Below are 20,144 nucleotides of genomic sequence, written 5' to 3' on the forward strand. Positions count from 1 at the left end.
GGGTGGAGAGGGGCACGGGGTTTGCTGCGCAGGGGCATGTTGGCTTCTTCAGGGGTGCGGTTGCCCTTGCGTTGATTGCAGCGTTCGCAAGCCGTCACCACATTGTCCCAACTGTGGGATCCCCCTTTGGAGAGGGGCACGACATGATCCAAGGTCAGATTGTGGGTGCTGCCACAATACTGGCAGGTGTGGTGATCCCGCCGCAAAACCTCCCGCCGATTCACAGGGGGCACGCGCCAAGCGCGCTCTTTGCCCTTGATGGTCAGGCGAATATGTTCGGGCACCTCGATGACCTGGTTGGGGGAGCGCACCTTCCACACCGGCACATTCATCATCGAGAGCGGTTCGGCTTTGCCTGTTAGCAGCAGCACGATTGCCCGCTTGATATTGACCCGGCTGATGGGCAAATAGTTTTGGGAAAAGACAACGATCGACTGTTCCAGAAGGTGGGTAGCGGCAGTCATGGCTCAGCTCTTCCATTTGCCGCCATTCTCCTGAGGAATCTGCCGAATGGCAAGCTTTTCCCCACCGCCATCGACACCGGCAGAGCTCAGACATTCAAGAGTTTCTTACGATCGCCAGCCAGACAGATGGGCTAGTATCCGGGTGATGGTTGGATCCGGTACCGCCCATGACCTACCCGCTGCACGTCGCCCTGGTTTGGCACCAACACCAACCCCTCTACAAAAGTCCGGTGGCGGGTAAATATCGCATGCCTTGGGTGCGCCTACACGGGATCAAAGATTACCTGGACTTGGTGTTGCTGTTGGAGCGCTATCCCCGCCTGCACCAAACGGTCAACTTGGTGCCCTCCCTGATTGTGCAAATCGAAGAGTACGTAGCCGGCTCGGCTTTTGATCCTTACCTGGAACTGACCTTATCCCCTGTCGAAAAGCTCAGCCCCGATCAACTGCGCTTTGTGGTCGAGCGTTTTTTCGACAGCCACTACCCCACCATGATCGAGCCCTACCCCCGTTACCGGCAGCTCTACAACCAACGGGAATCTCAGGGGGTGAACTGGTGTCTGCAGTACTGGACTCCGCAGGACTTCAGCGATCTGCTGGCCTGGCACAACCTGTCTTGGTTTGATCCCCTCTTTCAGGAGGATCCTGAGATCGAGGGCTGGATTAAGATGGGATCCGGTTTTACCCTGGCGGATCGGCAGCGGATCTACGCCAAGCAACAACAGATCCTCGGCGCCATCTTGCCCCAACACGCCAAACTGCAGAGCAGCGGCCAACTGGAGCTGACCACCAGCCCCTATACCCACCCCATCTTGCCCCTGTTGGTGAGCGAGCGCTCGGCGCGGGTGGCTCGGCCAGGGTTGCCCTTACCTCGCTACCCCTTTCACTGGGAGCAGGATGTCCACAGCCAACTGGAGCGGGCTAAGCAGATCTATCGGGAGCGCTTTGGCCGCGAGCCGCGGGGCCTGTGGCCTTCCGAGCAATCCGTAAGCCCTGCCATCGTGCCGATTGTGCAAAAACAGGGCTTTGAGTGGATCATCTCCGACGAAGGGGTTTTGGGGTGGAGCCTGGGCCAGCCTTTTCATCGCGATGGGCAGGGCCACATTCTGGAGCCGGAGAAGCTCTACCGCCCCTACCGCCTGGAAACCGAGCGGGGGGATCTGGCCATCGTCTTTCGGGATCACCGCCTTTCGGATTTGATCGGCTTCAGCTACAGCGCCATGCCCGCCGATGCTGCCGCCAAAGATCTCATCGGCCATCTGGAGAGCATCCGCAACCGCCTGCCCCAGGAGCAGCCCTGGCTGGTGACCATCGCTCTGGATGGGGAAAACTGCTGGGAGTACTACCCCCAAGATGGCCGGCCCTTCTTGGAAAACCTCTATACCCGCCTCAGCCAGCACTCCTCCCTGCGGCTGGTGACCGTTTCGGAGTTTCTGGATCAGTTTCCGCCCACCGAGTTTTTGCCGGCAGAGCAACTTCACAGCGGCTCCTGGATCGAGGCAGATTTCACCACCTGGATTGGGGATCCGGTGAAAAACCGCGCTTGGGAGCTCTTGGCTCAGGCCCGCCAGGTGATTCAGGATCATCCCCGCGCCAATCCCCAAGCCTGGGAAGCCCTCTGGGCCGCCGAGGGATCCGATTGGTTCTGGTGGTTTGGGGCAGGCCACTCCTCCGCCCATGATGCCGTTTTCGACCAGTTGTTTCGGGAGCACCTGCAGGCGCTCTACACTGCTTTGGGAGAGGCGGTGCCGACCGTGCTGCAATTTCCCCTGGAGGATCATGACGGCCTAGGGGATCGTCTGCCGCAGGGGTTTATCCACCCGGCCATCAACGGTCGTCCGGCAGAACGGGAGTGGAGCCAAGCGGGGCGGGTGGAGATTGGAGCGGCCCGAGGCACCATGCACCGCAACAGCGCCGTTCGCCGCCTCTGGTACGGGTTTGATCACTTCAACCTCTATCTGCGGCTGGATTTTAACTCGGTGGTGCAGCGGCCCAGGCAATTGCTGGTGCTGTGGTTCTATCCCAACCGCGTCACCGTCAACAGCCCCATTCCCCTGCAGGGATTGCCGGCAGAAGCCCCTCTCAACTACCACTACCGCCACCTGTTGCGGTTGTCACTGCCGCCTCCCGGCACCGGCCAGCATCCGGCGGAGGTGCAAGCCCAGCTCTTGCAGGCAGGGGAGTACCACACCTGGCACGCCATCGGCCATCAAGTGAAGGCGGTGGTGGATGCCTGTTTGGAGGTGGCCATCCCCTGGAGCAATTTGGGCGCCCAGCCGGGTCAGGAGCTGCAATTTGTCATCCTGGCCGCGGATGGCGAGACCTTTCAGGAAGGGATCCCGCCCAAGGCCACCATTGCCCTGCGCAGACCCTGAGAGTGATGACCAGCAGAGCTTCAAGTTATGTCGCGCGATCTCTATCCCCCCATCGAGCCCTACGATCAAGGTTTTCTGGCGGTTTCCTCCCTCCACACCCTGTACTACGAGCAGTGCGGCAACCCGGCAGGCAAGCCGGTGGTGTTTTTGCACGGGGGGCCTGGAGGCGGGATCGATCCCATCTACCGGCAGTATTTCGATCCCAGCCGCTGGCGGGTGGTGCTGTTCGATCAGCGGGGCTGCGGGAAAAGTCGCCCCTATGCCGAGCTGCGGGAGAACACCACCTGGGATCTGGTGGCGGATATCGAGAAGTTGCGCCAGCATCTGGGCATTGATCGCTGGTTTGTGTTCGGGGGCAGCTGGGGCAGTGCCCTTGCCCTGGCCTATGGGCAAACCCACCCCCAATCCTGCCTAGGGTTTGTCTTGCGGGGCATTTTTCTCTTGCGCCCTTTTGAGCTCCGCTGGTTTTACCAGTCGGGGGCCGGCTACTTTTTCCCCGACGCTTGGGAACATTACCTGGAGCCGATCCCCCCCGAAGAGCGGGATGACCTGCTGGCAGCCTACCACCGCCGCCTCAACGACCCAGATCCCCAGGTACGGCTGAGGGCAGCTCGCGCCTGGTCTGTTTGGGAGGCCAGCACCAGCAAGTTGATCCCCAGCCCAGAGCTCATCGAGCGCTTTGGTCGGGGAGAGTTTGCCGAGGCCTTTGCCCGCATTGAGTGCCATTACTTTGTCCACGGCGGTTTTTTGGATCCGGAGGATCAGCTCCTCAGGGGGGTGGGACGGCTGCGGCATCTGCCGGCGGTGATCGTCCAGGGGCGCTACGACGTGGTGTGCCCGCCCATCTCTGCTTGGGAGCTGCATCAGGCTTGGCCAGAAGCAGAGTTTCGGATGATCCCCGATGCTGGCCATTCCATCACCGAGCCCGGAATCCGCACCGCCCTCCTGGAAGCCACCGATCGCTTTGCCGGTTTGTGAGCCCCGCCGAGCCAACCCAGTGCTGCCAGGGATCCCAAGACCTTGAAGAATTGCTACAGGAAGGCCGGCAAAACCTTGGGATCCAGCCCAGAAGCACGGCCAAGCCTATCGACAGTTGGCGATTTTGGGTTTATCACTGAGGGAGGGGCGGTGCAAGCTGCCCACACCTGGCTGGTGCATCCACCCAAGTGCTTCGCGGATTCAAGCTCATTTCTACTTCACCGTTTCCAGGGTCGAACCATGCAGAAACCAACCCATCTGTTCAAGCTTGCCCTAGCCCTGCCCATCTCCTTCTTGCTGGCAGATGCAGTTGTGGCCTACCCCTGCGACTCGGTTGGGGGTGAAGCTTACAACCACCACGGTTCCACGGTTCAGGTCAGCAGCGACGCCAACAGCTTCGGGGTCCAGTGGTCGCCTGCCTCCTCTGCTGTCGGCAACGGCTTCATTGGAGTTGCCATTGAAACGGTGAACGGCGAGCAGGCTCAGAGCGCCCTCAGCCGTCGTCTGTTCGGCCCCGCACCGCAAGTTCAAGGGGTGCAGGTGGTCGGCCTGCTCCAAGACGGCCCTGCTCAACGAGCTGGTTTGGCCCAAGGCGATATCCTGATTGGCGTGGATGGGCAGCGGGTCACCTCCGTGCAGCATGTGCAACAAATCATTCAAAACACCCCGGTGGGCCAATCGGTGCCGATTACCTTCCGTCGCGGCGGGCAGGTGCTGTCAACGGTGGTTGTGGTGGGGGATGGCCGGGTGTTGCGCCCCTTGATGCTGCAGCAGCAGTGAGCCTTGTCGGGATCCCTACCCGGAGATCTCCGTAAATGCCGATGGGAGTTTCAGGATGGGCCGTCTGGGCAGTTTGTGCTCTTAACGGGCTGCTGTTTCTGGCTCTGATCGCCCTTATTCCCATCATTTTGAGCCTGCGCTCGGCTCTTGGGGTTACGGAGCGGGCCATGGCCGATTGGCGAGAAGCAGCTCAGCAGGCTTTGGCTCCCACTCCCGCTGAGTTGCTGCGTCTGCGGGATCGTCTGCGCGAGAATCGCCATACCCTTGCCCGCTGGCAACGTCGTTTGCAGTTCTGGCAAGGGATCCGTAGGGTGGCCGTTTGGCTGGGGCGTAGGCTTTGAGGGATATGGATAGCAACTATCCTGTCTCCAATCCCATCCGGTTGCAGGTCATGGCCAACGCTCTGGCGGGGATTGCCGAAGAGATGGGAGCCCGCCTCATCCGCGGTTCATACTCGGCCAACATCAAGGAACGGCGGGATTGCTCCACAGCTCTGTTTGACGCGCAAGGGGCCTGTATTGCCCAGGCGGCCCACATCCCGGTACATCTGGGAGCCCTCTCGGAGGCGGTGCGAGCGGTGGTGGCAGCCAACCCGCGACCCGGAGATGTGTTTCTCCTCAACGATCCCTACCAGGGGGGATCCCATCTGCCGGACGTCACGGTGGTCGCAGCCATTCCCGGCTGGCGGGATCCCGACCGGATTTGCGCCTATGCCGTGAACCGTGCCCATCATGCCGACATTGGAGGGATGCGCCCCGGCTCCATGCCCGCCGACTCCAGCGAAATCTGGCAGGAGGGGCTGGTGATCCCGCCGGTACGGCTGGCTAGGCTCTCTCTGGAAGGAGCGTTGCACTGGCAAGAAGATCTGCTGCGCCTAATTCTGGCCAATGTGCGCAATGCCGAGCAGCGGCGGGGGGATTTGCAGGCCCAAGTGGGGGCCAACGGGGTTGGGGTGAGCCGGTTTCGGGAGCTGCTGGCCCGCTTTGGAGAAGAAGAGGCTTGGCAGTTGATTGCGGGGGTGATCGAATACAGCCGCCGACGGATGCGGGCGCAGATTCAGGCTCTGCCAGATGGGATCTACACCGCTGAGGACTGGTTGGAGGGCTACGGGGATCCGCCCGAACCCATCGAGATCCGGGTGCAGGTGGAGGTCAGGGGCGAGAAGCTGCGGGTGGACTTCACCGGCACTGCTCCGGCCATGGCGGGAAACCTGAACGCGCCCCTGGCCGTCACCCGCTCGGCGGTGTTGTTTGCCCTGCGTTGTCTGTTGGATCCCACGGCCCCCAGCAATGTCGGCCTGGAGGATCCCATCGAGATCGTGGCGCCGCCTGGCTGCTTGGTGAATGCCGAGTTTCCGGCAGCAGTGGTGGCGGGCAATGTGGAAACCTCGCAGCGAATTGCCGATGTGGTGTTCAAAGCTCTGGCTCCCGTGGCCGGATTGCGGAGCATCGCTCAGGGGCAGGGCACCATGAACAACTGTGTGCTGGGCAACCGCCGCTTCACCTACTACGAAACCTTGGGGGGTGGTCAGGGGGCCAGCCGACAGCGGCCGGGCCTGGATGGCGTCCACGTGGGCATGAGCAATACCCTCAACACCCCCATCGAAGCCCTGGAGTTGGAGTATCCCCTGCGGGTGCTGCGCTACGAGCTCCGCCAGGATTCCGGCGGCCATGGTCAACAGCGGGGCGGGTGGGGACTGATCCGATCCATCCAGACTTTACAAGATTGCACCCTCTCCCTGCTCACAGACCGGCGCCATTATGCCCCCCAAGGAGAACAGGGAGGCGGGCCAGGCCAAGTGGGGATCAACCTCCTCAACGGGGATCCCTTGCCTGGCAAAATCAGCCGCTCCCTAAAAGCCGGCGACGTGATCACCCTCTACACGCCGGGCGGCGGGGCTTGGGGCTCAAACGAGGATGAGCAGGCTCCCGAACCCAGGTAGCGCAGGTGGTCAAGAAACAACTGCTCGCAGCGGCGGATCACCTCATCGCGATTGGCGAAGTGCTCCAGCCTTTGCACTTCTTGACCCTTCTCAAACAAAATTAGGGTTGGCAAAGAGCGCACCCGATAGCGGCGCGGCAGCCAAAAATTGTCGTCTACATTCACCCGCAGTACTTTGACCGCCCCTCCCCACTCGGCTACGAGACGGTCGGTAATCGGCTGAATGAAGCGACACAGGCCACACCAAGGGGCGCCGAAATCCACCAAAACCAACCCATCACTTGTCAAAAGTTCTTGATTAAAAGCATCTAAAGCAACTTGCAAGGCCATCACTCCCAAACTAAAGAAGTTCTTTGGGATCATGCTACCAGGCAACTCGGCTGGCTGCAGAAACCATTTGTGGATGGAAGGCGTAAAGAATCAATACAAAGCTGAATACCCCCAGATAGGCCCAGCGAAAAAACTCTTGGGGGCGCAGTTGCTGTCGCTTCTGCAGAATGGCCAAGCCGGGGATCACGGAGGTGCGCGCCTTGAGATCGCGGAAGGCCTGCCCGTATTTCCGCTCCAGGCGGTGATCCCCGTGCCAAACCGCAAACAGGTGGTAGGCAATGAGCCCAAGCGAGGTCACCGCCATAAAGCTGGAGCCAATCCACAGGGAATGGGCCACACACCAGATCACCTGGCCCACCATTTGGGGATGACGGGTGATGCGGATGATCCCGGTTTCAAACAGGTGGATCTCCGGCTTGCGAATGGCGGCGATCTCCAGCAAGTTGAAGGTGGCCGGATACAAGAAGAAAAAAGAGAGGGCAGACAAAAGAGTAACGGTGGTGCGGATGCCTGGGACGGCTTGGAGATCCCAGAGAATCACCCCGTCGTAGCGATGGTTAAAAAAATAGATCAGCAACAGTGGTGCCAAACTGAGGCTCAACAGAGCAAAGAAGATGCGGTACAGACGGGATCCCAGCCAGCTTTCCCCCCAGGGCCGCAAGTAGGCTAATCCGCTGTGAGCACAGGCAAACCCCAAGATCAGGGCTAACATTGTCCAATGGGATCCGTACTGGCCTAGCCTCTGCAGAAAGTCGCTGAAGGGGGTGAACAGCATCTTTTGGATGACTCCTCTGGTGTTGCTGTGGCTTATGCTTAAAAGTAAGTTACATTAGGTTCCCCATGCTCAAAACTTTTTTTCTGCGTCTTGTCAGCCTGCTCCTGTCTGTAGCCCTTTTGCTGGGCTCAGCGAGCTCAGTTGCTCAGGCTGCCCGTCTCACCGGCAAGTATTACGAAGACAGCATGACCTTGATCCAAACCCTGCGCACCGTCCTTTCCGAAGGGGATCCCCTGATGAACCCAGAGGAGGCGCGAGCGGAAGCCATGCAGGCCATCCAGGAGTTTTCTGGGCGCTACCACGGCCATCGCTACGACAAGCTGCAGTCTTTTACCACTTTGCGCACGGTGTTTAATACGCTGGCCTCCCAGTACCGCACTTCCAGTCGACCTCTCAACCCCGAAAAGGTGGAGCGGGTGCTAATGCAACTGGATCGGGCCGAATTGGCCCTGCGCCGAGAAGGTTGAGCTTTTTTAGATCTCCGAGATCCAAATCACAGGCAAATCTCCTCGCTGTGGCCAAACTGTTCCCAGTCCCCGGAAGCCAGCATCTCCTCAGATGTCTTTTGTCAGATGTCTTTTGGAACCTGAAGGGGAAGAGTAAGGCTTTCTTGCTCATTTCGACTTTCGATTGAGGACTTGGGAGGTTGTGATGGTCAAAAATCGTTGGGCTTTGATCCCGCTGCTGCTGATGGTTGGGGCTGTTGCTTCTCACCCAGCTTGGCTCCTGTCTCTCCCAGCCCAAGGACAGGTCGTTGGGGCTGTCGAGGAGGGATCCCCGGGCCCCTTTTTTGCAACGGATGGCCTGGCCCTGCGGGGCTATGACCCGGTGGCCTATTTCATCGACGGCAAGCCGGTCAAGGGATCCCCAGAGTATGAATGGGAGTGGGGAGGGGTGACCTGGAGGTTTGCCAGCGCCGAGAATCGGGAGCGGTTTCGCAACGACCCAGAGCGCTTTGCCCCCCAGTACGGCGGGTTTTGTGCCTGGGCCGTGGCCCACAACTACCTTTACCCGGTGGATCCCTTTGCCTGGAAAATCGTCGATGACAAGCTGTACCTGAACGCCAACCGGCGGGTACAGCGTAACTGGGAGCGCGACATCCCCGGCTTGATCAAGAGGGCAGATGCCAACTGGCCAGCTTTGAGAAGCCGATAGGCCCAAGTCCCTCTGGCCTGGGGTTCAATGGGCGAGGCGCAGGGTCACCTTGATGCCAACTCGGTAGGGGCCGCTTTCGCAGAGTTCCAGCTGGCCTCCCATTTCTCTCAGGAGCCGCTCGCTTACCCGCCAGACGGCACAGCCCTCTGTTTGAATGGGCACATGGCATCGCCCCTCAAGGTTCCACCCCAGGCACAGTCGCCCCTCTTCTTCTGCGGTGGGATAGGGGTGCAAAGCCATCGAACCGTAGCGTAGGGTGCGGATGCCCCAGCGACACACTCCCAGAAGCGCCTGTACCAAGCCGTGGGGATCCGCCCAAACGGTGAGGCTGTCGGGGAGAAGGGGCACCTCAAAGGCCGAGGTGGGTTGTAGGGCCGGCCATTCGTAGCGAATGCCCTGATCCTGGGCCTGTAGGCGAGTTAGGCTGTACACATCCTGCAGGAGGGGGCGTAGTCGGGTCGGTTCCGGTCGCAGAGGTTGGATGGGCAGGTCATGGCGAGCCAGGCGGGTGTATTCCTCAAGCAGCTTGATCAGGCGCTCTACCGCTTCTTTGGCACTTTGCAGGTATTCCCGCTCCTCTTCGGGAGAGTCACATAGATCCGACAACACCAACTGCAGGGATCCCATCTGGCTGCTGAGGGGGTTGCGCAGCTCATGGCCGATGCTGACGAGCAACTCTTGTTGAAAGGCTCGCATCACCTCAGAGCGTTCAAAAGCAAACTGCCAATCCACGGCCCCTTGCCCGTCGGCAGGGGCGGCCTGCTGGGGGAGTGGATCGGGTTTGGCTGCAGGCAAGGGTTTCCTCAAGAGGTGCTCCGAAGGAAAGACGGGGGATCCCGTCGAGGTTCAGATCCTTGGGTTTGGATCTTTGAGTTTTGGACAGCGAGGACTACGTCCCGCTGAGGCAATCGGGCTGCGGCAATACCCTGTCTTATGGGATCCTACCCTTTTCTATCCGACGAAGTGGGCGCTGACCACCCGTTCAATCCCGGCCAGATCTCGGTGAACTTGGATCTGCCGATAACAGCCCCTATCTCGCAACTGCTCCGCCACCCAAGGGGCTTGGCCTCGCATCACTTCCACCGCCCAAAAGGAGTTCGGGGCCAGGTAATCCGGTGCTGCTTGAATCAACAGTCGCAAGTGGGCTAGGCCGTCTTCTCCCCCATCCAGAGCTTGTCGCGGCTCGTGCAGTCGCACCTCTGGCATGAGCGAGGCCAGCTCAGCAGAGGGAATGTAGGGAGGGTTGGAAACCAGGCCGCGCAGCTGCCCCCGCCAGGGATCCAAGGGCACAAACCAGGATCCCAGCAGCAACTTCACCCGCTCCTGCAGATGGTGGGCTGCCACATTGTCTGCTGCAATAGCCAGGGCCTCTGGGCTAGAATCCACGGCCAGAAGCCGCAACTGGGGGTGCTGATGGGCCAACGCAATGGCAATCGCCCCGCTGCCTGTACCCAGGTCGGCAAAACAGGATCCCGGCGGCAGAGGATTGGCCTGTAGCCAAAGGGAAGCCTGCTCCACCAGCAGCTCGGTCTCCGGGCGTGGGATCAGCACCGCCGGCGTCACCCGCAAGCTCAAGCCCGCCCACTCAACTTTGCCCAACAGGTACTGTAGGGGGATGCGCTCTTCCACCCTTTGCCGCCAAAGGGCCTGCACCTCCTCCAGGGGATCCCCCTCCCCAGCCGGAGCGCGACCCATCAACCGCTCCAATGGCCCCCACCCCAGCCGTTCCCTGAGCAAAATCTCCACTTCCTCGGCAGGGATCCCAGCCGCTTTTGCCGCCCTCAGGGCTTGGGCACGCCACTCTGTTAACCGCTTCACCAGAGCAGACGGGGATCCCATCAGGGGCTTAGGTTAACGCTGAGGCTGGGGACTTGCAGAAGGATTGGCAGGCCGGGCCAGGGATTGGATATACTCCAGCGCCGAGCGAGAGGGGATAAAGGCAATTTTCTGCACATCGGCCTGCGCGTCGGGGGCCAGCATACGCTCTACCACAATGGCCAGCGAGGTCACTTCAATCTGGGTTTTCCCAACCACATCCGGGTTCTGCGCCGCCGCCCGATCCAAAGCCCTCCGCAAATCGTTGCGGTCGAAGAAGAAGGGCACCACCTCATGGCCATCCTGCTCGATGGTCAGCAGCCCCTCTCCGGAGCGGCCATAGAACAGAGGCACACCAATCGCTTCTGCAGGCACATCTTGACCGGTTTCCTTCAGCACCTGCTTGGCTGCTTCCACATCAGAAGCCCGAGGCACCACCTCAAAATACAGGTCACTATTCTTGGCGCGCTCCTCTTCCGATTTTTCGTAGGCATACCCCAGCGAGAGAGGCACCACCCGGGCTTGACTGGCTATCTCGGGGTTGCTGGCTTTCACCTGCTCCAACATTTGTTGGGCCTGGGCCTGATCCAGCCAGAAGGAAACCACTTGGATGGTGCGGCCATCTCGCTCCACATTGGCGACAACGGGGGTGCCGTTCTGAGACACAATGGCAAAAACAGGCACCAGATTTAGCCGCTCCGCCACCTCTTGCCGGCTCATGGGGCCTGCGGCTGCCTGAGCCAGTAGGGCATTCTCCTGAGCCCAAACAGGAGTCACAGCCAAACCCCCCCAAGCTGTTCCGATCAGGATCCCGGCTACGCCGCCCACCTGAGCTGCACAGCGGCAGAGGGAGCGCACAGGCGATACTACATTACAACGCGTCATTCTCATCTCAACTCCCGGCATCGCGCCTTGTTCTGGTTGCTATGGGGTCAGCTTCCTAAGTACTAACCAACAGCCTGGGGCAAATCAAAAGCTGCCTAGATTAAACCCGCTCAACAGGGCTTAGGCTAGCGATGCGGCACACTCTCAGCCTTAGGATCCCGGTTGGCCATCGCTGACAACACCCCGGCACACCTATCTTGAAGAGCGCTCTTGGGCCACCCTAGAAGCCAAGGTTAGAACATCTGCTCGACCTCTGTCGAGGGGCAAAGCCCCTATTTTGGGTGGGGATCCCGCATCACCCAATACTATATACGGAGTCATTCGGAACTGATCCACACTAGATGCAGATCCGCTTGAATCATTGCATACCTGGCTCTTCCTCCAGCACGCTGCTTGTTCTGGCCTTGTTCAGTTCACCGTGCGGAGTTGCCACCGATCCCTGTGGTCAAGGATGGGGTTCTGAGCCGCCGGGCCGGGGGATGGTACATCTCGTCACTGCCCCACACTGCTAACGCGGACGTGGAGGCATAGTGTAGTGATGACAGTTTGATGGGCGTTTTGCAATCGTAGGTCAGGTTGGTCAATTTGTGGGTTTAATTAAGCCAAGCTCACCGAAGTTGAGTCGGTGAAACGGTCAGCATTGTCTGTTAGGAGCATGGCGTTAGTACTCCGCACCGCTGTCGGGAAAAGGCAACCGTTCTCATGACCAAAGCAAGGGAGAGGAAAGGCACCGATCCATCCGCGCTAGCGGGCCGTAGGCCTTTGCCAGAGAAGTCGCGGGATCCCCGCCGCCCCTCACAACCTGCCAAGGATACCGTCCCACCTCCGGCGGAGTCAAAGCTGCGAACGGGATCTGGTCGCCTGCTTCCTGCCCCCAGGGGATCCCTGTCGGTTTCCCCTCCTCAACCGCTGCGTCTTGCCCGCCAAAAAGCCATTGCTCGTCTGCGCCAACGGGCTGCCCGGCCTCGCCGCTTGAGACGTTCTCCATCTCTCGGGCAAGTGTTGCTCAGGGGACTGAGCTTAAGTCTCATCCTGGGCCTGACGATGGCGGGCCTCTCGCAACTGCTGCAATCGACCACCGCTGGCCGGACAGAACAGTCCACGACGCAGCTTGGGGATCCTCCCCCGCCGGCATTGCCAAGTGACATTCTGCCGGGAGAAGCGATCCCGGCTTTGCAGGAGCGCTTGGCCGCTTTGGCCGACCAACCGGGTTTGACGGCAGGAGCCCTGTTTTGGGAGGTGGAAACCGGCGCCTTTGCCGGGGTTAGGCCGGATCAGGCTTTTCCTGCCGCCAGCGTGATCAAGATCCCCATTCTCTTGGCTTTTTTCCAGGCTGTGGAAACCGGGCAGGTGCGGCTGGATGAGAGGCTCACCCTGCGGGAAGATCTCAAGGGAGGGGGGGCAGGCGTGCTGCAAACCCGCCCGCTGGGATCCCAGGTTTCTGCTTTGGAAGCGGCCACCCTGATGAGCACCCTCAGCGACAACTTCGCCACCAATCTGATCATCGATCGCCTGGGTGGGCAGGAGGCTCTCAACCAAAAATTTCGGCAGTGGGGGCTACAACACACGCAAATTTCATGGTGGCTACCGGATCTGGAAGGCACCAACACCAGCAGCCCGCGCGACATGGTTTGGCTGCTCAGCCAGGTGGAACATGGGCGCATGCTCAGCCGCCGCAGCCGCGACCGTTTTCTGGACATTCTCTGGCGCACCCAACGGCCCTCCTATTTCCGGCCCAACTTGGGTCAAGAGGTGCGCATTGCCCACAAAACGGGAACCTTGAGCTCCGTGGTGGGGGATGCCGGGATCCTGGATTTACCCAACGGGCGGCGCTATGTGGCGGCGGTGTGGGTGAAGCGAGAAACCCCCAACGATCCCAGAGCCGAAGGGCTGATCGCCAGCCTGTCGCAAGCAGCCTACGAGTTCTGGTCTGCTCCTGGATCCGCCCCGCCATCCCGAACAGACACCACCGGCAGCCCGCAACCCTGAGTCCCCCACTCCGCAAATCTTTCCATATTGCTACGCAACGCTTACGCGAACGCAGTAGCAGTGCGGAGCACTATTCCAGGCAGAGCGCAAATGCCAGAGTGGAGAAACAGGCGTTGAGGGAAAAAGATGGGGCACCTGGTCAGCATCAACCCCGCCACCGGAGAGGAATTGGCTCGCTACCCCGTTTTCGACGCTGGGCAGATCCAAAGCTGTATCGCCCAAGCCCACGAGCGGTTTCAGAGCTATCGTCGGATCCCGTTTGCTCAGCGATCCGCCTGGCTGAAGCGGGTGGCAGGGATCCTGGAGGAGCGCAAAGCGGAGTTTGGCCGCCTAATCAGCCTGGAGATGGGCAAAACCTTGGCCTCTGCCGTTGCGGAAGTGGAAAAATCCGCTTGGGTTTGTCGCTACTATGCCGAGGAGGCAGAGGGATTCTTGGCCGAGCGCTCCATCGCCAGCGATGCCAGCCGCAGCGGGATCCGCTACCAGCCGCTGGGGGTGATTTTGGCAGTGATGCCCTGGAACTTTCCCTTTTGGCAGGTGTTTCGCTGTGCCGCCCCAGCCCTGATGGCGGGCAATACCCTCTTGCTGAAACATGCTTCCAACGTGCCCCAATCGGCTTTGACCCTAGAGCAGATCTTTCGGGAGGGGGGATTTCCGCCAGGGGTCTTTCAAACCCTGCTGATCACAGCAGCCCAGGTGGCAGAGGTGGTGGCGGATGAACGGGTGCGGGGGGCCGCCCTCACCGGCAGCGAAGCCGCCGGCTCCAGCCTGGCCCGTTTGGCCGGTCAACATCTGAAAAAAACGGTGTTGGAACTGGGAGGGAGCGATCCCTTCATCGTGCTGCCCAGCGCCGATCTGGAGGCAGCAGTCGCCACAGCGGTCACGGCCCGTCTGATCAACAACGGCCAATCCTGCATTGCCGCCAAACGATTTATCTTGCACAGGGCTATCGCTGAACCTTTCACGGCTGCCATGACGGAGCGATTTCGCCGGCTCAAGGTAGGGGATCCCTTGGATCCGCAAACCGATGTGGGGCCTCTGGCTACCCCCAGCATCCTGCAAGAGGTGGACGGACAGGTGCAGGCTTTGGTGCAAGCAGGAGCCAAAGTCCATATCGGCGGATCCCCCTTGGGAGGGAATTTTTACCCGCCCACAATCCTGAGCGACATCCCCCCGGATCATCCGGTGGCCCACCAGGAGGTGTTCGGGCCGGTGGCGCTGCTGTTCACCGTCCCGGATGTGTCGGCAGCCATTGAGCTGGCCAACAACACGCCCTTTGGCCTGGGTGCCAGCGCCTGGACAACCGATCCAGAGGAACAAGAGCGCCTGCTGGAGGAGCTGGAGGCGGGATCCGTGTTCATCAATGGCATGGTCAAGTCCGACCCGCGCCTTCCCTTCGGCGGCATCAAACGCTCAGGGTATGGACGGGAACTGAGCCGGGAAGGGATCCTGGAATTTGTGAATGTCAAAACCATTTGGGTGAAGTGATGGCGGAGACTGCTCAAAGGGATCCCCAGCCGGCGACGGATCCTGTAATCAAGCTGGATCAATTCCTCAAGCTGGCGGGGGTTGTTCCCACCGGCGGGCAGGCCAAGCAGCTCATCCAAGCGGGGCAAGTGCGGGTGAATGGTGAGGTGGAAACCCGGCGGGGACGCAAGCTGCGCCCTGGGGATGAAGTGGCCGTGGGAGGTGGAGTTTGGCGAGTGCGCCTGGATAAGACCCCAAAGTCAGATCAGTGAACGGGTCAGTGCAACCGGATCAAAAGAAGCATGGCCAAGGCCCCGATTCCCCCTGCCACCGCAAACTGCCACTCCAGCCCCCACAGCAGGCAGGCAACTCCGGCCAGGATCTGGATCCCACCGGTCATCCAGTAGGGGAGGCGCGGCGGATCCACCAAGCCGTTGAGCCAGTGACCCAGCCCCATTTGCCACAGCCAAAACACCCCCAGGTATGGGCTCAAAGCTGCCAAAGGGGTACGCCCGACAAAGGGCAGCACCGAGAGGATCATGCCCTGGGCGATCACCAACGTCCACACCAAACCCACAAAGTAGAGGTGGGCCAGTCCGGCTGTTCGAAACTCCGGCAGCCTGGTCTGCCGCACCATGTAGCCCAACCCAATCAGGGAAATCACCAGCCACAGCCAGTTGATGTTGGCCTCTTGGTGAAACTGGGTGGCAGCAAACCCAATCCCCAAAAGGACGGCCCAAACCAGGTACACCCGCCGACAAATGTTCCAGAAGGGAAGAGGGGATCCCAGGGGTTCCATTTGCATGGCCTTCACCTAATCGACGACGACAATGCGGCCCACCATGCTGGGGTGGATATCGCAGAAATATTCCTGGATCCCAGCTACTTCGAACACCACCGCTTTGCTCTCGTTGCGACTTAGCCGTCCCGTCCCTTGAAACTGCGCTCCCTCCACAGGAGTAGCCGTGTGGGGGGTGGAATCCAGGTTGGTGAAGGTCACCTTGCCCCCCCGCTTGAGGGTAACCTCCGAGGGCAGGTATTGAAACCCCCGAATGATTACCTCTGCTGCCGCCGTTGCTTCGACAGGATCTCGCCCCGCAACAGAGCTGGCTTGTCGCCACCGATCCACAGCCAAGATAGCCCCCACATTGAGCAGGGATCCCAGTCCACTGAGCAACAGCAACCGCCGCGTCATTGGCATAGGGCTTTCTCCACACAGGTTAGGAAGCGAAAAAAAGCTGAGGCGTTCAGAAGAAGGCGATTGCGACAGCAGTGCAGAGCACTTGGATCTCCAAGCCCCAAGTCCTACAGAGGACGTTGGAAGGCTTTGCAGATCATCGCCTCATCGCCGGCAGGGGTTACCAACAGCTCTACACCTTCAGGATCCAGCGCTCCCGAGTCTCGGCGCTGACAAAGGGGGCAGGCACCACCAGAATGCTGGGGTCAAGGCTGTGGAACACGGCCCGGATTGCAGTGGCATGGGCAACTTCGTTGGGGCCAATGGTGCTGGCGGCAGCCACCAGGTCTTTGTTGGAAAGCTGGGTAAACGCGTCGTTGTAAGCCAAGGCTGCATCAAACTCCAGAGCCAGGGCCAGCTTGGCAATGTTGGCATCGGAGTCGAGATTGCCTTCTTTGTTGTCGATGTAGGTGGAAAGGTCGTAGCTATCCCGGGCCCGAGAGGGGATCCCCCCCAGTTGCCGCACGGCGCCCGCCAGCAGATCCCGGTGCTGTTCGTGATCCTTCAGGTTCTTGGTGGCCACTTCCAACACGATCTTGCCCACCTCAGTATTGCTCAACTTGCCGGCAGCGGTTTTGTAGGCCCAGATTGCCTGCTGTTCCAAGTCGATGGCCGCGTTGAGGATGGCGATGTCGGCAGTGTTGGACTGGGCGGCACCGGGCAGGGTGCGCAATCCAATTGCTCCACCTACGCCCGCCAGCAAACCAGCCAACAACAAGCTGCGGCGGGAGGTTGCAGGGCTGGGATCCCATTCGGCGGCCAATTGAGGCAGAGCGAAGGGAGTCTTTGCAGTCTTCATCTCAAGTCTCCTGTCTCGAAAGATGGCAACCAACCTTCAGGGGCTTGCTCTGGGTCGGGCAATTCCCTCTGGCCTGGTCTGATGGAGATACGCCGTGGATGCCGCCGCGGATGCCTGAGGGAAGAGATTTTCGTGGTCAAATAGCCATGAAATGCCTCTTCGAACTCGCCTCTCCCTCTGGGAGAAGGTCCGGGCTATCTTAAAAGCGTGTCCAACGGCTCCAGTGGGGGCCAGCATTCGGTCGGTAGTGTCGTTATCCATCCATGCGATTCTGGGCGTGAACCTGCACCTTGCTCTGCCGGAGGCCAGCCTACAGAGCTACGCCACCTGGATTGAGGCGCGTATTCGGGAGGGTCAGGGCGCTCAGGTGGTTACCTGCAACCCGGAAATGATCATGCAGGCGCAGCGGGATCTGGCCTTTGCCCAGGTGCTGCAAGCGGCGGAGCTGGTGATCCCCGATGGCATCGGGGTGGTGTGGGCTTTGCGACGGCAAGGGATCCGCGTCCAGCGGGTGCCGGGGATCGAGCTGGCAGAAACCCTGATCCCGTTGGCGGCAGAACGGGGGTGGCGCTTGGCCCTGGTGGGGGGAAGGCCGGAAGTCAACCGGGCAGCAATTCGATATTGGCAAGCCCAGTGTCCTGCTTTGGCCCTCTGGGGCTACCACGGCTACTTCTCTAGCGAGGAAGAAAAAGAGCTTCTGCAAGCTCTCCAGGAATTTCGACCGCAACTGGTGTGGGTGGGGCTGGGATCCCCGCGGCAGGAGCTGTGGATCCAAAAGTGGCGTCCCCTTTTGCCCCAAGCCATCTGGATGGGGGTGGGGGGCAGCTTGGACATTTGGGCCGGCCAAAAACGGCGAGCGCCCCGTTGGTGGCGTGACCATCACCTGGAATGGTTGTATCGTCTCTATCAGGAACCCTGGCGCTGGCGACGCATGTTGGCTTTGCCCAAGTTTGTCTGGCGGGTGCTGTGGGATCCCTCTTCTCGTTTGCGCCCCTAGTCTGCCGGCGCTCTCTCCCTCCTCTGTCTAGGCGCTTACTATGGTGATCGGTCAGCACATCGGCTATCCTCCTCGCTTGTACCGTTGGGCCGGTACGGCTCCGACTCCTCATCTCCCTGCCCCGGCCAATCCAGAGGCCACCCTGGGCTTTTACGGCAGCACTCAATCCGGATCCCTGGAAACCCCGGCCAGCATGGTGTCCTTGCGGGGCGTGAGCAAAGTCTTTCCCAACGGCAACTTGATTTTTCAGGATGTGAACTTGGAGGTGCGCCGCGGCGAGTTCGTGTTCGTAACGGGGGTCTCCGGAGCAGGCAAGTCCACTCTTTTGCGACTGCTCTACGGGGCGGAACAGGCCACCGAGGGCACGGTCATCGTCGATCAAGTCTGTCTATTTTCTTCTGAAGGGCGGCGGCGACCCTACCGCATCCCACCGCGTCCGCTGGCCATGTTGCGGCGGCGCTTGGGGGTGGTTTTCCAAGATTATCGCCTTCTGGCCAACCGCACCCTGGCAGAAAATGTGGCCTTCGTGCTGCGCGCCCAAGGGCTGTCCCCCGCAGAAATCCGCCGTCGCATCGGGCCGACCCTAAAGATGGTGGGGCTGACCGAAAAGCGAGATCACTTTCCCCATGAGCTTTCGGGGGGGGAACAGCAGCGCCTTAGCCTGGCCCGGGCCATTGTCAACATGCCGGTGCTGCTGCTGGCGGACGAGCCAACAGGAAACCTAGATCCGGAAAACTCCCTCTTGGTTCTCCAGATTTTGGAGCGGCTCAATTCCTTTGGGGTGACCGTCATCATGACCAGCCATGACCCCTATCTGGTGGAGCGGGCCGGCCACCGGGTGGTGCGCATGGAGGGAGGGCGCCTGTATGATCTGCGCTGAGGGCTGCCGGGATCCCTATTTTGCTCTCCACAAGCTTTTTGAGATCCCGGAGAGCAGCTTTGCCGGTTGCATCAGCAGACCGTAGGCCCTAAGCCAGCCGCATCAGCACAACAGCGGCACCGCCCGCGGCGACTTGTCAAGCCAGCCCGACCAGTTACATCAGCGGGTCGTGGGCCTTACTCGCGCAGACCCTCAGGTTGGGTTTCCAGAAGCTCCTCCCCTAGCTGATGAGCGGCAGCCACCATATTTTTCAGTGCGGGGATCACCTCCTCCCAGCGGCGGGTCTTGAGGCCACAATCGGGATTAACCCAAGTTTGCTCCACAGGCAAGTGGGCCAGTCCTGTGCGCAGCTGCTGCAGGATTTGCTCAACGCTCGGCACCGCAGGGCTGTGGACATCGTAAACGCCGTTGCCCACCTGGTGACGATACCCAGCCTGGGCAATTTGCAGCAGGGTTTTGTTGTTGCTGCGGCTGTTTTCAATGGAAAGCACGTCGGCATCCAGCCGCTCAATGTGCTCGATGATGTCCCCAAACTCTGAGTAGCACATGTGGGTGTGAATCTGGGTTTCCGGCTTGGCCCCGCCGGTAGCTAGGCGAAAGGCATCCACTGCCCAGCTGAGGTATTCTGGCCAGCGTTCTTTTTTCAGAGGTAGCCCCTCCCGCAGTGCCGGCTCATCCACTTGCACCATCACCGCTCCAGCCGCTTCCAGATCTGCCACTTCGGCTCTCAAGGCCAGGGCAATCTGCAAAGCCTGCTCCCGCCGGGGAATATCAACACGGGGAAAGGACCAGTTGAGCATAGTCACTGGCCCCGTGAGCATGCCTTTCACCGGCTTTTGGGTGTGGGACTGGGCTACTTGGAATTCCCGCACTGTCATGGGTTGGGGGCGAACCACGTCGCCGTAGAGAATGGGAGGGCGCACGCAGCGGCTGCCGTAACTCTGCACCCAGCCGTGTTCAGTGAAGGCAAAGCCTTCCAGCTTCTGGGCAAAGTACTCCACCATGTCGGTGCGCTCAAATTCCCCATGCACCAACACATCCAGGCCAATCTCTTCTTGAATGCGGATGCACTTGGCAATCTCAGCGTCAATGGCTGCTTCGTACTCCGCCTGCGAAACCTCCCCTCTTTTGTACTTAGCTCGCCACTGCCGCACCTCTGGAGTTTGGGGGAAGGAGCCAATGGTGGTGGTGGGCAAAGGTGGTAGCTGAACCTGCCGACTTAGGCGCTGCTCGTAGGGCAGGAATCGCTCGAAGTCCTGGAGCTTGAGGTTGGCCAA

General features: G+C 60.4%; 22 protein-coding genes. 12 read left to right on the top strand and 10 right to left on the bottom strand.

Annotated features, from left to right (window positions below; translation table 11 throughout):
* A partial coding sequence (locus NW838_RS11170; protein WP_414357855.1) for an HNH endonuclease occupies positions 1 to 464 on the bottom strand: 464 nt, incomplete at its 3' end.
* Between the two features lie 167 nt (positions 465 to 631).
* Between NW838_RS11170 and NW838_RS11175 the strand changes: the two genes are divergently transcribed.
* The 5 genes from NW838_RS11175 to NW838_RS11195 all read left to right on the top strand — a co-directional run bounded on the left by NW838_RS11175 (position 632) and on the right by NW838_RS11195 (position 6,539).
* Positions 632 to 2,839, top strand: a complete 2,208-nt coding sequence (locus NW838_RS11175; RefSeq protein ID WP_414357857.1) for a glycoside hydrolase — start codon at positions 632 to 634, stop codon at positions 2,837 to 2,839.
* 27 nt (positions 2,840 to 2,866) lie between these two features.
* Positions 2,867 to 3,817 carry a prolyl aminopeptidase gene (gene pip / locus NW838_RS11180; RefSeq protein ID WP_414329348.1) on the top strand — a complete coding sequence of 317 codons (951 nt, stop codon included), beginning with the start codon at positions 2,867 to 2,869 and terminating at the stop codon, positions 3,815 to 3,817.
* Positions 3,818 to 4,057: 240 nt separating this feature from the next.
* A complete protein-coding gene (locus NW838_RS11185) occupies positions 4,058 to 4,597 on the top strand; it encodes a PDZ domain-containing protein (RefSeq protein WP_414357858.1) in 540 nt (179 codons plus the stop codon).
* A gap of 35 nt (positions 4,598 to 4,632) precedes the next feature.
* On the top strand, positions 4,633 to 4,938 hold the full coding sequence (locus tag NW838_RS11190; protein WP_414357859.1) for a hypothetical protein: 306 nt from the start codon (positions 4,633 to 4,635) through the stop codon (positions 4,936 to 4,938).
* Positions 4,939 to 4,943: 5 nt separating this feature from the next.
* A complete protein-coding gene (locus NW838_RS11195; RefSeq protein ID WP_414357860.1) occupies positions 4,944 to 6,539 on the top strand; it encodes a hydantoinase B/oxoprolinase family protein in 1,596 nt (531 codons plus the stop codon).
* On the opposite strand, the gene NW838_RS11200 is transcribed toward NW838_RS11195, so the two are convergent.
* Complete coding sequence (locus tag NW838_RS11200; protein ID WP_414399890.1) at positions 6,476 to 6,868, bottom strand: thioredoxin family protein; 393 nt, start codon at positions 6,866 to 6,868, stop codon at positions 6,476 to 6,478. The two genes, NW838_RS11195 and NW838_RS11200, sit on opposite strands and share 64 nt — an antisense overlap.
* A gap of 34 nt (positions 6,869 to 6,902) precedes the next feature.
* Positions 6,903 to 7,643 carry an NnrU family protein gene (locus NW838_RS11205; RefSeq protein WP_414428058.1) on the bottom strand — a complete coding sequence of 247 codons (741 nt, stop codon included), beginning with the start codon at positions 7,641 to 7,643 and terminating at the stop codon, positions 6,903 to 6,905.
* Between the two features lie 65 nt (positions 7,644 to 7,708).
* On the opposite strand from NW838_RS11205, the gene psb27 reads away from it, so the two are divergent.
* Both psb27 and NW838_RS11215 read left to right on the top strand, forming a co-directional pair.
* Positions 7,709 to 8,110, top strand: a complete 402-nt coding sequence (psb27, locus tag NW838_RS11210) for a photosystem II protein Psb27 (protein WP_414350230.1) — start codon at positions 7,709 to 7,711, stop codon at positions 8,108 to 8,110.
* Between the two features lie 223 nt (positions 8,111 to 8,333).
* A complete protein-coding gene (locus NW838_RS11215; protein WP_414329356.1) occupies positions 8,334 to 8,798 on the top strand; it encodes a YHS domain-containing (seleno)protein in 465 nt (154 codons plus the stop codon).
* Between the two features lie 24 nt (positions 8,799 to 8,822).
* Here the strand turns inward: NW838_RS11215 and NW838_RS11220 are convergent, their stop codons facing one another.
* From NW838_RS11220 to NW838_RS11230, 3 genes are all read right to left on the bottom strand, one after another.
* Entirely contained in the window at positions 8,823 to 9,593 is a 771-nt protein-coding gene (locus NW838_RS11220; protein WP_414357866.1) for a sensor histidine kinase, read from the bottom strand.
* 156 nt (positions 9,594 to 9,749) lie between these two features.
* A complete protein-coding gene (prmC, locus tag NW838_RS11225) occupies positions 9,750 to 10,637 on the bottom strand; it encodes a peptide chain release factor N(5)-glutamine methyltransferase (protein WP_414357868.1) in 888 nt (295 codons plus the stop codon).
* 12 nt (positions 10,638 to 10,649) lie between these two features.
* Entirely contained in the window at positions 10,650 to 11,504 is an 855-nt protein-coding gene (locus NW838_RS11230) for a Tic22 family protein (protein WP_414399885.1), read from the bottom strand.
* 756 nt (positions 11,505 to 12,260) lie between these two features.
* On the opposite strand from NW838_RS11230, the gene NW838_RS11235 reads away from it, so the two are divergent.
* The 3 genes from NW838_RS11235 to NW838_RS11245 all read left to right on the top strand — a co-directional run bounded on the left by NW838_RS11235 (position 12,261) and on the right by NW838_RS11245 (position 15,226).
* On the top strand, positions 12,261 to 13,487 hold the full coding sequence (locus NW838_RS11235) for a serine hydrolase (RefSeq protein ID WP_414428059.1): 1,227 nt from the start codon (positions 12,261 to 12,263) through the stop codon (positions 13,485 to 13,487).
* A gap of 126 nt (positions 13,488 to 13,613) precedes the next feature.
* Positions 13,614 to 14,975: an NAD-dependent succinate-semialdehyde dehydrogenase gene (locus NW838_RS11240; protein ID WP_414428060.1), complete on the top strand. Its 1,362-nt coding sequence runs from the start codon at positions 13,614 to 13,616 to the stop codon at positions 14,973 to 14,975.
* On the top strand, positions 14,975 to 15,226 hold the full coding sequence (locus NW838_RS11245; RefSeq protein ID WP_414329585.1) for an RNA-binding S4 domain-containing protein: 252 nt from the start codon (positions 14,975 to 14,977) through the stop codon (positions 15,224 to 15,226). Before NW838_RS11240 ends, NW838_RS11245 begins: the two co-directional genes overlap by 1 nt.
* Before the next feature lie 5 nt (positions 15,227 to 15,231).
* On the opposite strand, the gene NW838_RS11250 is transcribed toward NW838_RS11245, so the two are convergent.
* The 3 genes from NW838_RS11250 to NW838_RS11260 all read right to left on the bottom strand — a co-directional run bounded on the left by NW838_RS11250 (position 15,232) and on the right by NW838_RS11260 (position 16,990).
* On the bottom strand, positions 15,232 to 15,759 hold the full coding sequence (locus tag NW838_RS11250; protein WP_414423851.1) for a hypothetical protein: 528 nt from the start codon (positions 15,757 to 15,759) through the stop codon (positions 15,232 to 15,234).
* 9 nt (positions 15,760 to 15,768) lie between these two features.
* Positions 15,769 to 16,155 carry a plastocyanin/azurin family copper-binding protein gene (locus NW838_RS11255; protein WP_414356122.1) on the bottom strand — a complete coding sequence of 129 codons (387 nt, stop codon included), beginning with the start codon at positions 16,153 to 16,155 and terminating at the stop codon, positions 15,769 to 15,771.
* Positions 16,156 to 16,324: 169 nt separating this feature from the next.
* Positions 16,325 to 16,990, bottom strand: a complete 666-nt coding sequence (locus NW838_RS11260; protein WP_414329579.1) for a DUF4439 domain-containing protein — start codon at positions 16,988 to 16,990, stop codon at positions 16,325 to 16,327.
* 247 nt (positions 16,991 to 17,237) lie between these two features.
* On the opposite strand from NW838_RS11260, the gene NW838_RS11265 reads away from it, so the two are divergent.
* Positions 17,238 to 17,987, top strand: a complete 750-nt coding sequence (locus tag NW838_RS11265) for a WecB/TagA/CpsF family glycosyltransferase (protein WP_414428061.1) — start codon at positions 17,238 to 17,240, stop codon at positions 17,985 to 17,987.
* A gap of 40 nt (positions 17,988 to 18,027) precedes the next feature.
* Positions 18,028 to 18,867, top strand: coding sequence for a cell division ATP-binding protein FtsE (locus NW838_RS11270; RefSeq protein ID WP_414356126.1), 840 nt, complete (start codon positions 18,028 to 18,030; stop codon positions 18,865 to 18,867).
* Between the two features lie 176 nt (positions 18,868 to 19,043).
* Here the strand turns inward: NW838_RS11270 and metE are convergent.
* A partial coding sequence (metE, locus tag NW838_RS11275; protein ID WP_414428062.1) for a 5-methyltetrahydropteroyltriglutamate--homocysteine S-methyltransferase occupies positions 19,044 to 20,144 on the bottom strand: 1,101 nt, incomplete at its 5' end.

Source organism: Synechococcus sp. R55.2 (assembly GCF_047462075.1).
Taxonomy (GTDB): domain Bacteria; phylum Cyanobacteriota; class Cyanobacteriia; order Thermostichales; family Thermostichaceae; genus Thermostichus.